At 68.9% G+C, this 12,694-nt stretch carries 12 protein-coding genes and 1 tRNA gene; 7 read left to right on the forward strand and 6 right to left on the reverse strand.

Annotated elements, in window-relative coordinates:
- Positions 1-159 precede the first annotated feature (159 nt).
- On the forward strand, positions 160-1,101 hold the full coding sequence (gene rlmB, locus BIV25_RS13070) for a 23S rRNA (guanosine(2251)-2'-O)-methyltransferase RlmB (RefSeq protein ID WP_071372445.1): 942 nt from the start codon (positions 160-162) through the stop codon (positions 1,099-1,101).
- A 128-nt stretch (positions 1,102-1,229) separates the two neighbouring features.
- Entirely contained in the window at positions 1,230-2,933 is a 1,704-nt protein-coding gene (locus tag BIV25_RS13075; protein WP_177235253.1) for a DoxX family protein, read from the forward strand.
- A 92-nt stretch (positions 2,934-3,025) separates the two neighbouring features.
- Here the strand turns inward: BIV25_RS13075 and BIV25_RS13080 are convergent, their stop codons facing one another.
- The 3 genes from BIV25_RS13080 to BIV25_RS13090 all read right to left on the reverse strand — a co-directional run bounded on the left by BIV25_RS13080 (position 3,026) and on the right by BIV25_RS13090 (position 5,637).
- The gene (locus BIV25_RS13080) at positions 3,026-3,757 is read right to left on the reverse strand and encodes a nucleotidyltransferase family protein (protein WP_071372447.1); all 732 of its coding nucleotides are present in this window, start codon (positions 3,755-3,757) and stop codon (positions 3,026-3,028) included.
- A 63-nt stretch (positions 3,758-3,820) separates the two neighbouring features.
- On the reverse strand, positions 3,821-4,291 hold the full coding sequence (locus BIV25_RS13085; protein WP_071372448.1) for a hypothetical protein: 471 nt from the start codon (positions 4,289-4,291) through the stop codon (positions 3,821-3,823).
- A 209-nt stretch (positions 4,292-4,500) separates the two neighbouring features.
- A complete protein-coding gene (locus BIV25_RS13090; protein WP_071372449.1) occupies positions 4,501-5,637 on the reverse strand; it encodes an ABC transporter ATP-binding protein in 1,137 nt (378 codons plus the stop codon).
- Positions 5,638-5,857: 220 nt separating this feature from the next.
- Here BIV25_RS13090 and BIV25_RS13095 point away from each other — a divergent pair.
- Positions 5,858-5,931, forward strand: a tRNA-Thr gene (locus BIV25_RS13095).
- 105 nt (positions 5,932-6,036) lie between these two features.
- Here the strand turns inward: BIV25_RS13095 and BIV25_RS13100 are convergent.
- Complete coding sequence (locus tag BIV25_RS13100) at positions 6,037-7,653, reverse strand: site-specific integrase (RefSeq protein WP_071372450.1); 1,617 nt, start codon at positions 7,651-7,653, stop codon at positions 6,037-6,039.
- Between the two features lie 152 nt (positions 7,654-7,805).
- On the opposite strand from BIV25_RS13100, the gene BIV25_RS13105 reads away from it, so the two are divergent.
- A complete protein-coding gene (locus BIV25_RS13105) occupies positions 7,806-8,066 on the forward strand; it encodes a DNA-binding protein (RefSeq protein WP_071372451.1) in 261 nt (86 codons plus the stop codon).
- A gap of 113 nt (positions 8,067-8,179) precedes the next feature.
- On the forward strand, positions 8,180-9,163 hold the full coding sequence (locus tag BIV25_RS13110; RefSeq protein WP_071372452.1) for a recombinase zinc beta ribbon domain-containing protein: 984 nt from the start codon (positions 8,180-8,182) through the stop codon (positions 9,161-9,163).
- 18 nt (positions 9,164-9,181) lie between these two features.
- Here the strand turns inward: BIV25_RS13110 and BIV25_RS13115 are convergent, their stop codons facing one another.
- Together BIV25_RS13115 and BIV25_RS13120 are read right to left on the reverse strand one after the other, a co-directional pair.
- Entirely contained in the window at positions 9,182-9,937 is a 756-nt protein-coding gene (locus BIV25_RS13115; protein WP_071372453.1) for a hypothetical protein, read from the reverse strand.
- A 2-nt stretch (positions 9,938-9,939) separates the two neighbouring features.
- A complete protein-coding gene (locus tag BIV25_RS13120; protein ID WP_143076620.1) occupies positions 9,940-10,473 on the reverse strand; it encodes a hypothetical protein in 534 nt (177 codons plus the stop codon).
- Between the two features lie 241 nt (positions 10,474-10,714).
- Between BIV25_RS13120 and BIV25_RS50970 the strand changes: the two genes are divergently transcribed.
- Positions 10,715-10,888 (forward strand): hypothetical protein, encoded by a 174-nt coding sequence (locus BIV25_RS50970; RefSeq protein ID WP_177235254.1) that lies wholly within the window; start codon positions 10,715-10,717, stop codon positions 10,886-10,888.
- A gap of 471 nt (positions 10,889-11,359) precedes the next feature.
- Positions 11,360-12,499: a ParB/RepB/Spo0J family partition protein gene (locus BIV25_RS13125; protein ID WP_071372455.1), complete on the forward strand. Its 1,140-nt coding sequence runs from the start codon at positions 11,360-11,362 to the stop codon at positions 12,497-12,499.
- Positions 12,500-12,694 lie beyond the last annotated feature (195 nt).

A 12,694-nucleotide genomic window follows, 5' to 3' on the forward strand; every position in this document is an offset into this window, starting at 1 on the left:
AAGGCCCCCGCTGGACCCTCAAGGCCTAGCCGGGACCCGAAGATCGACTGTGCCGCCCGGCCTTCCGGGCGGCACACTGCACAGGACGCGGACGACGCAGGACGCGGACGACGCAGACACAGAAGACGTACGTACGAAGCTCACGGAGACGAGTGACTCATGGCCGCGAACAACCGCCGCATGTCCGGCAAGAAGGGCGCGCAGGTCGGCAGTGGCGGCCAGCGGCGCCGGGGCCTGGAGGGCAAGGGCCCGACCCCGCCCGCCGAGATGCGCAAGGGCCACAAGAAGAACCGCATCGCCACCGCCAAGGCGAAGCAGACCGCACGCCGTCCCGTGGCCCGGGGCCGGGGCGGCAAGTCGGCGTCCGAGATGGTCGTCGGCCGTAACCCGGTCGTCGAGGCGCTGCGCGAGGGCGTGCCCGCCACCACCCTCTACGTCCAGCAGTTCATCGACAACGACGAGCGCGTCCGCGAGGCCCTCCAGCTCGCCGCCGAGCGCGGTGGCATCAACCTGATGGAGGCCCCGCGCCCCGAGCTGGACCGCATGACGAACGGCCTCAACCACCAGGGCCTCGTCCTGCAGGTCCCGCCGTACGAGTACGCGCACCCGGAGGACCTGTTCGACGCGGCGGCCGACGAGGGCGAGGACCTGCTGGTCGTCGCGCTCGACGGGGTCACCGACCCGCGCAACCTCGGCGCGGTCGTCCGCTCCGTCTCCGCCTTCGGCGGCCACGGCGTCGTCGTGCCCGAGCGCCGCTCGGCCGGCATGACCGCCGGCGCCTGGAAGACCTCCGCCGGTACGGCCGCCCGTACCCCGGTCGCCCGCGCCACCAACCTCACCCGCACCCTGGAGCAGTACAAGAAGGCCGGTGTCGCGGTCGTGGGCCTGGCGGCGGACGGCGAGGACGAGCTCGGCGAGCTGGCGGCCCTGGACGGCCCGGTCGTCATCGTGGTCGGCAGCGAGGGCAAGGGTCTGTCCCGCCTGGTCGGCGAGACCTGCGACTTCCGCGTCCGCATCCCGATGCCGGGCGGCGCCGAGTCGCTGAACGCCGGTGTGGCGGCGGGAATCGTGCTGTACGAGGCGGCGCGCAGGCGAGCCTGAACGGCCGTCCGAATTCTCACCCGTTCGTGTTCATTCCGGTGCTCCTGCGGTGCTCCGGGCCCCTTTGACGGGGTCCGGACACATCCGGGCGGTCAAAGCAGTGTCCTAACTCCACGTCACTCGGTTAGATGAGTGTGGACACCAGAACACCCCGCACACCCACGGGGGGCCGCTCGTCGGGATTCAATTCCGGATTCTCGTCCGGACCCGAGGACGCTCCCGCGCTGAGCATGGTGAAGGTGCCGAGCGATCCGGCGCAGGTCATCGTCAATCACGCCAGCTTCCGCGTGCAGCTGAGCGGGTCGGCGAAGCGGACCCAATCCCCGCGGATCGCCCGGCATCTGAGTGCCGCCCATCACACCGCCGGGATGCCCGCCATGAGCCCCGAGGGCCGCGCGGCCGCCGCCGGCCGCCGCCGCCCCGTCGTGTGGAGCGGCAAGTCCGCCCCCGACGACACCGGCGCCCACCGGCTCCTCCAGGCCGTGCGGGGCAGCGTCCGCCAGACCGAGGAGCCCGAGGCCGGCGCCACCCAGGTCATCCCGCGCGTCGGGACCGGCTATGACGACGGCTACGACGCGCTGGACCAGACGGTCGAGACCCCGGTCGTGGGCCACCAGCGCACCGCCCCGGACACCGACGGCACCCGCCTGCTGCCCCACATGCGCACGGTCGACGGCGCCTACGACGAACCCCCGTACCCGGACGCCGACTTCGGACACCCCCACGGCTACGACGACCACGACGGCTACGACGAGTACGCGGACCACCCGGGCCACCGGGATCCCGCCCTCGACGACCTCGTGCGCCCCGTACGGCGCCAGGGCGACGACCCCGCCCGGCACGCCTACTACCCGGGCCGCCGGATGAACCTCGGCGTCGTCCTGCTCCCGCTGCGCATCTTCCTCGGCTTCATCTCCATCTACGCCGGCATGGGCAAGCTGTGCGACCCCGTCTACTTCGACGGCGGCAAGCGCGGCTCCATGGTCAAGTGGCTCAACACCCTGCACCCGTGGGAAGTGGCCGAGCCGCTGCGCCAGTTCGCCCTGCACCACCCGGTCGGCTCCGGCCTGGTCATCGCCTTCCTCCAGGTGGTCGTGGGCGTCCTGACGATCCTCGGCTGCTGGCAGCGCGTGGCCGCGGTCGTCGGCGCCCTGCTCTCCGCCGCCCTGATCGTCACGGTCAGCTGGAAGACGGTCCCGGCCTACGACGCGCCCGACATCATCTACCTCGCCGCCTGGTCGCCGCTGATCATCGCCGGCGCCCCCGTCTACTCCGTGGACGGCCGGCTCGCGGCCGCTGCCTGGCGGCGCCTCGGCCCCCGCTCGGACATCTGGGAGCTGCGCCGCTACGTCCTGCGTCGCGGCGCCCTGATCACGGCTGTCACGGCCGGCCTCACCCTGCTCGTCGGCTCCCTGCTGGGCGGCGCCGTACGCGACTCCAGCCGCGTCGTCGTCCCCGGCCCCGGCGAGGCCCCCCGCAACAACCTCCCGGGCTCTCCGCTCCCGCAGGAGCCGGGCCGGCGGCACAGCACCACCCCGTCGGCCTCCACGCGCCCGAAGGGCGCCGCCACGGGCGGTGCGAGCCCCTCCGGCGCGGCGACGACCCCGGGCGCCACGCACAGCGCGGGCGGTACGACGCTGCCCAGCGAGACCCAGGGCATCTCGGGCCAGCTCCCGCGGCACCACTCCTCTCCGACGGGCGGCACCCCGAGCACCACGGCCGGCCCGACCAGCACCGGTGGTACGGCGACCGGCGGCCCGACGTCCTCGGGCGGTTCCGGCGGCACGTCGTCCTCCGGCCAACCGGGCCTGGTGGGTGGCCTGTTGGGCTAGCCGGCAGCCCGGCACGGCGAAAGGGAAGGGCCCCGCATCGCGATGATGCGGGGCCCTTCCCTTTCGCCGTCGGCCGTTCCGGGGGCCTTCCGTCAACGGCCCAGAGCCGCCAGCTCCTTGGCGGCTTCCGTCAGGTCCTTCGCGGTGTCGATGGCCCGCCAGTAGGCCCCCTGCGGAATGGGGAATCCGAAGAGCCGCTCCTCCCGGGCCAGCCGGGGGAACGTGGTCCGTTCATGGTCGCCGCGCTCCGGGAGCAGCTCGGCGAACTCGGGCGAGAAGACGTACACACCGGCATTGATCTCGAACGTCGACGGCGGGGCCTCGATGAAGTCGGTGATGTGCCCGAACCCGTCGGTCCGCACCGCACCCCACGGGATCCGGGGACGGGCCAGGGCCAGGGTGGCCGTGGCGTCCCGCTCGGTGTGGAAGTCGGCCATGTCCCGCAGGGAGAAGCGGGTCCAGATGTCGCCGTTGGTGGCGTACCACGGCTGGTCGGGGCGGGGCAGATGCGCGGCGGCGTACTTGAGGCCGCCGCCGCGGCCGAGGGGCTCGGTCTCCACGACGGTGATGACGGAGACCGGCAGGTCGGCGGAGTCCAGCCACCTCTGGAGGACCTCCGCGAGGTGGCCGCAGGAGACCACCACGTCCGTGACGCCTTCCTCGGCGAGCCAGGACAGCTGGTGGCCGATGATCGGCGTGCCCGTGCCGGGGATCTCGACCATCGGCTTGGGCCGGTCGTCGGTGTACGGACGCAGCCGGGAGCCCTGGCCACCGGCCAGGACCACGGCTTGGGTGGGGCGCGACGCGGCGTTGGGATGGGTCATGCCCGCACTGTACGTGGCGCCCTGCCCGGGCCGGCCGACGACGACGCGGGCCCGGGCCCCGGCTCAGCTGTGCGCGGCGAGCACGCCCGAGGCGAACGACGTGTCGCACACCGGGCGGGCGTAGGACTGGGCGTGCGAGGCGCCGTACATGCGCGCGGCGGCCTGGCCCAGGGCGCGGGCGATGGACGAGCAGTGCTTGGCCAGCGACGGGTGGTCGTTGACGGCCTGCTGGAGGTGGGTGAGGACCTCCCCGGGGTTCTTGTCCTGGAGCTCGCCGATCAGCCGGTCGCGGAGCGCGTCCTGCGGGGTCTCGGGGGCGGTCCTGGCGGACGCCGGGGAAGCCTCCGCCGGGGAGACGTCGGAGGCGGCCAGCACCGAGCTGCGGGGGCTCCCGGTCCAGTTGACCCGCGTGACCGCGAGGGTCCCGGAGAGCACCAGGACGACGGGCAGGACGAGGGCGAGAGTGCGGCCGATGTGGCGGGCAGGGCCGCCCCGGTGGCCGCGTCGCGTCTGAGGGTTGGTGGAGTGCTTCACGCGTGTGAGGGTAGCGCCCGGTAATGATTTGGCGACATTGAGTCACCCTTACGGGGGATGAGGTCGCGCCGTTTTCTGGGTAAGGGGTTGACGCCACTCACCCGAAATGGTCGCTGTGCCGGGGTATTTCCGACGGTACATACGACGCGAATGGGGCCCCGCGGCACTCCGCGGGGCCCCATTCGTCAACTCCGGCGCAAACGCCCAGCTCAGTCGGAGAGACGCTCGCCCGACGACGTGGAGAACACGTGGATCTCGCCCGGCCGCGGCACGACGTGCAGCGTGGAGCCCTTCTCCGGCACCTGACGGCCGTTGACCCGGACCACCAGGTCCTTGACCTCGTCACCGACCTCGGCGGTGCCGTAGACGTAGCCGTCGGCGCCCAGTTCCTCGACCACGTTCACCGAGACGGCGAGGCCGGCCGGGGCGTCCGCGCTGTCCTTGGAGAGGGAGGCGGCCGCGCCCCCGCCCAGTTCGACCACGTCGAAGTGCTCGGGGCGCACACCCACGGTCACCGTGCGGTCACCCTTGTCGGTGGCGGCCGTCAGGGCGTCGCGGTTGACGGGGACGACGCTGTTGCCGAACTTCACGCCGCCGTCGGTGACCGGGACCTCGATCAGGTTCATGGCGGGGGAGCCGATGAAGCCGGCGACGAAGAGGTTCGCGGGTTTGTCGTACATGTTGCGCGGCGAGTCGACCTGCTGGAGCAGACCGTCCTTCAGTACGGCGACCCGGTCGCCCATCGTCATGGCCTCCACCTGGTCGTGGGTGACGTAGACGGTGGTGATGCCGAGGCGGCGCTGCAGGGACGCGATCTGCGTACGGGTGGAGACGCGGAGCTTGGCGTCCAGGTTGGACAGCGGCTCGTCCATCAGGAAGACCTGCGGCTCACGCACGATGGCGCGGCCCATCGCGACACGCTGGCGCTGACCGCCGGACAGGGCCTTCGGCTTGCGGTCGAGGTACTCGGTGAGGTCGAGGATCTTCGCGGCCTCCTCGACCTTCTGCCGGATCTCCGCCTTGTTGACGCCGGCGATCTTGAGCGCGAAGCCCATGTTGTCGGCGACCGTCATGTGCGGGTACAGGGCGTAGTTCTGGAACACCATGGCGATGTCCCGGTCCTTGGGCGGCAGGTGGGTGACGTCGCGGTCACCGATGCGGATGGCGCCGCCGTTGACGTCCTCCAGGCCCGCGAGCATCCGCAGGGAGGTGGACTTTCCGCAACCGGACGGGCCGACCAGGACGAGGAACTCGCCGTCCTCGATCGCGATGTCGAGACCGTCGACGGCGGGCTTGGTGGAACCCGGGTAGATCCGGGTCGCCTTGTCGAACGTGACTGTGGCCATGGTGATGGGCCCCCTTCTACCGGCAGGAACGTGCCGGACGATCCGTTGTAGGAAGGTGGTGGGTGTAGTCCACACGGTGTGGTCCACGCGGGTGAACTGGCTCAGGACGCTACCTGGCGTCCACTCGGTCTGTCAGTACCCCGGCCACGGTGAACTTCGCGGAAATTTTCGACAGGAGCCGGCGCAGAGGTGGGTACACTGCACGGGCGCCCATGCGCACGCCTCCTTAGCTCAGCTGGTCAGAGCGCCGCTCTTGTAAAGCGAAGGTCGTCGGTTCGAATCCGACAGGGGGCTCAGAGAGTACGCAGGTCAGAGCCTGTTTCAGAGTGACGAGGGCCCTCCGTGGAGATCACAGAGGGCCCTCGTCATGCCAGATGGGAACGTGCTGGGAACATGCCGTCAGGCGGCCGTTTCCCCGGGAACATCGCTGGGAACGTTGCCCTCCGCCGAGGGCTCCTCCTGCTTCGGCTTCTGGCTCTGTTTCTTCTTGGTTCGGGGCACCAGAGCCACCGGTGCTTCGGCCTCGGCCTTCTCGAACTGGGGGAGCACCGAGGTGTAGGTGTCGGCGGTCAGGGCGTAGCTGCTGTGGCCGAGGAGCGCCTGGATCTTCTTCATGTGGATGCCGGCGGCCAGGGAGAGCGTGGCAGCGCAGTGGCGGAGATCGTGGAACCGGATCGGCGGCAGGTTGAGCTTCTCGATCAGCCGGTCGAACACCTGTGACAGGTACTCGGGGTGGTAGGCGCTGCCGTCCTGCCAGGTGAAGACCAGGCCGGTGTCCTTCCAGGGCTCCTTCGCGGCCTTGCGGCCGGGTTCTCCGGGCTTGTTCTTCCGGTTCTGCTGCCACTGCTCGTAGGCGTGGTTCCATTCCTCGCATTCGGCCTTCTGGCGCTGCTGCCACTGGGTGAGGAGGTCTTGGGACTGTGAGTCCAGGGAGACGGTGCGTGCCCCGCTCTCGCTCTTGGGCGTGTCTTCCCAGACCTCGTAGGAGGCGGAGACGAGCTGCTCGCTGATGTGGACGGTGCCGTTCGTCAGGCTGGTCTCGCTCCAGGGCAGGCCGGCGACTTCGCCGCGGCGCAGGCCCCGGAAGACCATCAGGTGGAACATCGGGTAGAGCCGGTGCTCGGCGACGGCGTCGAGGAACGCCCCGGTCAGCTGGGGCGTCCAGACCATGACCGGACCCGGCCTCTTCCCGGTGGTCCGCCAGCCTTCAACGCGTTCGTCTGTCCACACGATGGGCTTGGGGCGGACGTACTTGGGCAGGACGACGGTCTTCGCCCAGTTCTCGCTGACCAGTTTCTCGGCGACCGCGTCTTCGAGGGCTGCGCTGAGGGTGTTGTTCATCTTGAGCTGGGTGCCGGGGCCGGTGATGTGGAGGGGCTTGGCGCGCGCCGCACGGAGTGCGGTCTTGGCGGCCTGCCAGTTCGCGCGCAGCTCGGGTGGGCGGGGGCGGGTGGGGCATGCGCGCCAGGCGTTGTGTGCGGTGCGTTCGGCGGTCAGTGCCTCTTGGGCGGCTTCGCGGTTGGTTTGGTGGGTCTTGTTGTCGGCCCAGATCTGCTCGAACATCTGCTGGATGTGGCGGGTGCGCAGGTCGAGCATCTTGAGGTGGCCGAGAGCGGGTATGAAGACGCGCTCGATGTGGTCTTCGTAGCCCTTGCGGGTGGAGCGTTTGAGGTCCTGGCGCTTGGCGAACCAGCGGCGCAGGTACTCGGCGACGGTCTCCTTGGACTTGACCTGTACGCCGCCTTGGGAGAGGTCCCAGACTTCCTTGCAGGCTGTTGCGGCGTCCTTCTGGGTGCGGAAGCCGCCCTTCTTGGCGGTCTCACGCTTGCCGCCGGGGCCTGGTGGCAGCTCGATGGAGTAGTACCAGGAGCCGTGGTCGCGCCGCTTGAGCTGGGGGCACCGCTTCTCCAGGTAGCCGATCTTGGGTGTGCCGTCGTCCTTGAGGACTGGTTTGCCCTTCTTGTCGACCTGGGGCCCCTTGCAGGCGCACCGCTTGTAGGTCTTCTCCTCGAACATGTGCTGTCCCTCGCCCTTGCCGCCCGTGATCCGGGTGGTGCCGGTTCGTGTCGGTGATCGCGTTGCGTGATCTGTCTTGATCTTCAGAGGGCTGTTGGACAGTGAGGTAAAGTCGCCCCCAAGTTGGCGCGGGGGAGATTGCGACCAACGACATGACGGCTCAGGAAGTGGCCGGGCGGGTTTCTGCTGCCAGCGGCGTGATGGGCCTGGAGGAGCTGCTGTCTCTTCCGGCAACGGTGAACGTGGTCACTGCGGCGCGGGCCTTGGGTATCTCGGCGAACAAGGCGTACACACTGATCAGGGATGGCGAGTTCCCTGTTGTGACGCTGCCGTTGGGGAGCACGGTGCGGGTGCCGACGGCGGGTCTGTGGAAGGTGCTGGGGGTCGAGGGGCCGGCGTCGGCGCATGCGTGATCTGCGGCGGTCGACACCCGCAAGATATGTGATGGTTTTGCAAAAGGGTGACCTATCTGCCACTAGAGTGAGCCCCGCAAGGGGGTCGGTTGCGAGGGCGAGGAGTCCAGGAGATGCCGCGGCTGTTCGGGTTCGAGGACATGGCGCACCGGCGTGTGCGCGAGAGCGAGGCGGAGGGGATCAGGGCCGCGGCCTCACGTCGCCTGCTTGAGCAGAGCTACGAGGCCATGAGCGACTGGATGAATGCCGAGGGCTACCGCACGACGCTGGGCAACCTGTTCACAGGCCCTGCTCTCGCGATGGTTCTCGACCATCCCTCCATTGCCGGCCTGATGGAGGGCGAGGACGGGAACCTGGTGGACTCCGGCGGCCCCCGGATCATCCCTGTCGAAGACTTCAAGGCCATCCGCGCGATGCGCCCCTCCAGCAACCCTGACACCCGGCGCGCACCCGATCGCGAGTACCTGCTCACCGGCTCACAGGGGATCTGCGGCCTGTGCGGGCACGCCCTGACCACGTCGCCGTCGAACGCGGGCACGCGTGGCCATCGCTGCCCTCCGAGCACGGCCCGCCGTCACGGAGGATGCGGCAAGGTTCGTATCAACGCGGACCTGCTTGAGGCGTACCTCGGCGAACACGTGCTGGCTGAGCTGGCCAAGCCGGAGGTGGCCGCGCTGATCGGCCAGGCCCGTGACGAAGTGCTCGCCCAGGCCGAAGAACTGCGCAAGGAGGCTGCCGACGCCCGCCGCAGGCAGGAAGAACTCGTCGAGAGCTACGCGCAGGGCTCGGAGTTGTCGCACAAGGCGTTCACAGCGGCCGACAAGAAGCTCACCGACCTGATCCGGGGGAAAACCACGCAGGCTCTCCTTCTGGAGCAGGCCAAGCATGTCCCTGTCGGCGACATCCCCGATCTGGTCCGCTGGTGGAACCATGCGCCGATGGCCGCGAAGAGGGGCGTTCTCGTTCTCTTCCTGGAGCAGATCGCGGTGTATCCGGCCGCGTCCAGGGGCTCGCGCACCGTGGACGCGGATCGGGTCGCTCTCACCTGGCGTCAGTGGGACGGGTCACCTGGGGCCACGGATCAGCGGTCCGCGTGAACCGCTCGCTGAGTCTGCCTACTTGGTGGCGGGCAGGGGGATCCGGCGACGGATCGTGGGCAGGGTGAGCCCGAGCGTGGCGATGAGCAACGCCAGACCGCCTGTCGTCGGCAGCGCATACGCTTCGACCAGCGTCCACGGGTTCCCCCGCAGGTAGGAGACGATGGCGGCTGCCCGGCCTACGGTGTAGCCCAGACACAGCACGGTTCCCGCCATGGTGGCCGCGAGGCCGATGGCTGCGCCACGCCGGCTGGGCCAGACCGCACTGGCCATCCAGCCGTAGCGGACGCCGATCAGCGAGACGAGGACGGCCAGCAGGCACACATGGGTCAGCATGTAGGCGGCTGCCATGCCGTCTTCCGGGGACGCTGAAGCAAGCGGGACAGACGGCATGTCGGTGAAGTGGAACTCCACGGTCAGCACCGTCAGTACGCCGCCCAGGAGAAACAGCCAGAGCGCGACTGCCTTGCGGGGTTCTTCCGTAGTCCAGATCACGGTCATGATCTGGAGGCTGAATCCAGCGACTTGGGCCGCCAGGTTGGTGAGGAGGGTGCCGGTACCGTCTCGTCCGGTGAAGGTATCGATGGCCGTAGCGACGGCGGGCACGGACGTAAGCGAGCACAAGAGGCAGCTCGTGAACGCCGCGATGCGGGCGCGGCGCGCCATGGGTGATGCCTTGGACTGGCCAAGACGTGAGGCCCACGCCAGGTAGAGGTAGACGGCCGAGCTGACTGCTATGAGTACGGCACAGCTGCCGTAAATGACGTCAGCCACGATCAGTTTCCTTCCAGGTCGTCCGCTGCCCTTTCCGCGGCTTCGCGAAGGCTCAGACGGCGACGCGGCCGGCCTTCGCGGGGTTGATCGACGCCAGGGGGCGGTGGGGGGATCGCCGGAACATCCTCGGGGAGTTGCTTGTCCCGGCGAATCTTCCTGAGCGTCGATGCGATTTCAGCGATGTCCTCGACTTCGAGGTCTTGCAGTAATCGCAGTACCTCTCGCGCCTCGGGACGATCCCGGTACACCGTGAGCGCGGTGAGGTCGTCCCATTCCGGGCCCGGCAGCAGGAACGCGGCCGGAACGTCCAGGGCCTGGGCAAGAACGGTGACGGTGGAGGACCGCGGGTTGCAACTGGTGCCGTTGAGCAGGCTGTTGACCTGGCCGTGAGACAGCGCCGGTTTGCGCTGCCCTGGAGTTGATGTCGCCTCGGCAATGTCGCGGGCGCTGGGGGTGAATCCATCCGGACTGCGGCGCAGACGCAGCAGCACGAGCAACTTGGCGCACAGACCCATGGGTTCGGGTGTGTCTGCCATGCCCCCCGCCTCCGTTCCTGCATATGCTCGCGGCATCGTAACTACCTGGTAGCTGTTGCGTCTTCCACTTTATCTTGCAGCTCGGACGGGTTATAAGGTTTGTCGGACAGTTTCCCGGCGTGTCGGACCCGGCGAGCGGAGGGCATGACCGTGCCCTGCACCCGCCTCCGGGTGGCACGCCACAGGAGCCACATCGGGGCGGGGTGAGGGCGGCGTGCGCGCCGCTCACGGGAGGAATCGCATGTGCGAGCTTGACGAACAGCAGGCCAAGGAGCTGGCGAAGCTGCCTCCACGAGTGCTCGGGGGCAGGGGCGGACCGGCGGCCCGCAAGGAGGCGCGCAAGGTCCTGGAGCACCTGGCCTTGATCTCCCGGAAGGAGCGGGAGCCTCGCCGCAAGGAAGGCACGGGCGGGTGAGACCTGCCGGGCGAGACCCGACCCCGAACCTCTGAAGATAGGTGACAGGATTGAAGCATTGAGCTATCTTCTGATGTGCCGGGCGGGAACAGCAGCCGCTGGACCCCATCCGGTAGTGCCGCTCCGGCGGCACCCTTCCCTGCTCCTCGCGGGTGGCCGACCCCCCGCGCCCCGCCCGCGAGGAGCCGGCCGTGTCGGTGCGGCCGGTGGGGTGCGTGATGGGAGTGGAGCCCGTCGCGGCCGCGAGGCCGTGGCGGGCTCGCCGCATTTCCGCGTACCCGAGGTCAGGGGTGGCGCCGCGAGCCAACACCTCTCCCGTCGAGGAAATCCGGGAGAATTCACGTAATTGAATTCCTCGAAATTAAAAGAATTGCCCACTTGCTTTAGAGGTGTATGCGATTAAGATATAAGTGTAAGAACAACGGGAAAACAAAAAGAGTTTCCCTCTCGGAATTAAGGAAGGCGCGGGAAATGTTCACCAACCTCAAGATCACGGAAATCGTCCCCAACCCCGACCAGCCTCGCAAGTTCTTCGACGAGGCAAAGCAGGCGGAGCTGACCGGCAGCATCAAGGAGAACGGCCTCTTGCAGCCGGTCGTCGTCCGTCCGACCGGGAGCGCCGAAGCCCCCTACGTGCTGATCGCGGGCGAGCGCCGGTGGCGGTCCTGCAAGGAAGCCGGCCTGGAGGTCATCCCCGCCAAGGTCATCAAGGACGTCAGCGAGGAGAACGCGTACGTCCTCAGCATCGCCGAGAACGTCAACCGCGAGGACATGACGATCATGGAAGAGGCCGGTGCGTACGCCGACCTCAAGGCGGCCGGCTGGACCCCAGCCAAGATCGCCAAGCAGTTCGGCAAGACCGAGACCCACATCACCTGGCGGCTCGGCCTGCTCACCCTGCGGCCCGAGGTCGCCGCGATGGTCGACAAGGGCGACATCAAGAACAACCTGGCCTGGCACATCGCCCAGCTCAACCCGGCCAACCAGATGGTCGCGGCCATGCGGTACGTGCGCGGTGACTTCGACAGCGAGGCCGAGGCCCAGCACTTCGCCAACGGCCTGAAGATGATGGAGAAGCAGTCCTCCCTCACCGGCGACGAGGCGCCGACGGCCGAGGTCCAGGAGGAGCGGAAGAAGGCCAGGGCCAAGGCCAAGGACAGCCTGGGCAAGGCCGAGGACATCCTGATCCCGCTCTTCGAGGAGCTGGGGGCGAAGAAGCCCGAGGACCTGGCCGTCATCCTCGGTACCGACCTCACCCGCTATGTGCGCGTCATCGGCAAGATCCACAGCCAGGTGCAGCAGGTGCGCAACCTGCTCAGCAAGGCCCAGGGCATCCAGCGCGCCATGGCCGACGACTTCAACAAGAAGGCCGTCGAAGTCCAGCAGGAGGCCGCGCAGCAGAAGGCGGCCAAGCAGGGCGAGGCCAAGCCCGAAGCGGCCGCCAAGGCTCCCGTGAAGGCGGCGGCCAAGAAGGCGGCGCCCAAGCCCGCGTCTCCTCGCGCCAAGGCTGCGGGCGCGGCCAAGAGCCCCGCCCGCAAGGTCCCCGCCCAGAAGCAGGCGGAGCCCACCGTTCAGGCGGCCAGGAAGGCGGCGGTCCCGGCCGCTCAGTAAGGGAGGGCGGGGGGGCTGCCACCCCCTTCTCATCTCCTCTGCAAACCAACGCCCGGAGAATTCCGGGCGTTGACGCATGATGTGCACCCCACGAGAGGACGCGAATTGCTCACCCTTTTCACCAACCGGTACCAACAATTCCAGCCGGCGCAAGGTGTGCCGGTACGCATCACCCTGGGCGCCCCACGATTCAAG

Source organism: Streptomyces sp. MUSC 14 (genome assembly GCF_001866675.1).
GTDB lineage: Bacteria > Actinomycetota > Actinomycetes > Streptomycetales > Streptomycetaceae > Streptomyces.

Bases quoted from the DNA above. Each gene is read 5' to 3' on its own strand.
- rlmB (WP_071372445.1), top strand. From the start codon at position 160: ATGGCCGCGAACAACCGCCGCATGTCCGGCAAGAAGGGCGCGCAGGTC.
- BIV25_RS13075 (WP_177235253.1), top strand. From the start codon at position 1,230: ATGAGTGTGGACACCAGAACACCCCGCACACCCACGGGGGGCCGCTCG.
- BIV25_RS13080 (WP_071372447.1), bottom strand. From the start codon at position 3,757: ATGACCCATCCCAACGCCGCGTCGCGCCCCACCCAAGCCGTGGTCCTG.
- BIV25_RS13090 (WP_071372449.1), bottom strand. From the start codon at position 5,637: ATGGCCACAGTCACGTTCGACAAGGCGACCCGGATCTACCCGGGTTCC.
- BIV25_RS13100 (WP_071372450.1), bottom strand. From the start codon at position 7,653: ATGTTCGAGGAGAAGACCTACAAGCGGTGCGCCTGCAAGGGGCCCCAG.
- BIV25_RS13105 (WP_071372451.1), top strand. From the start codon at position 7,806: ATGACGGCTCAGGAAGTGGCCGGGCGGGTTTCTGCTGCCAGCGGCGTG.
- BIV25_RS13110 (WP_071372452.1), top strand. From the start codon at position 8,180: ATGCCGCGGCTGTTCGGGTTCGAGGACATGGCGCACCGGCGTGTGCGC.
- BIV25_RS13120 (WP_143076620.1), bottom strand. From the start codon at position 10,473: ATGGCAGACACACCCGAACCCATGGGTCTGTGCGCCAAGTTGCTCGTG.
- BIV25_RS50970 (WP_177235254.1), top strand. From the start codon at position 10,715: ATGTGCGAGCTTGACGAACAGCAGGCCAAGGAGCTGGCGAAGCTGCCT.
- BIV25_RS13125 (WP_071372455.1), top strand. From the start codon at position 11,360: ATGTTCACCAACCTCAAGATCACGGAAATCGTCCCCAACCCCGACCAG.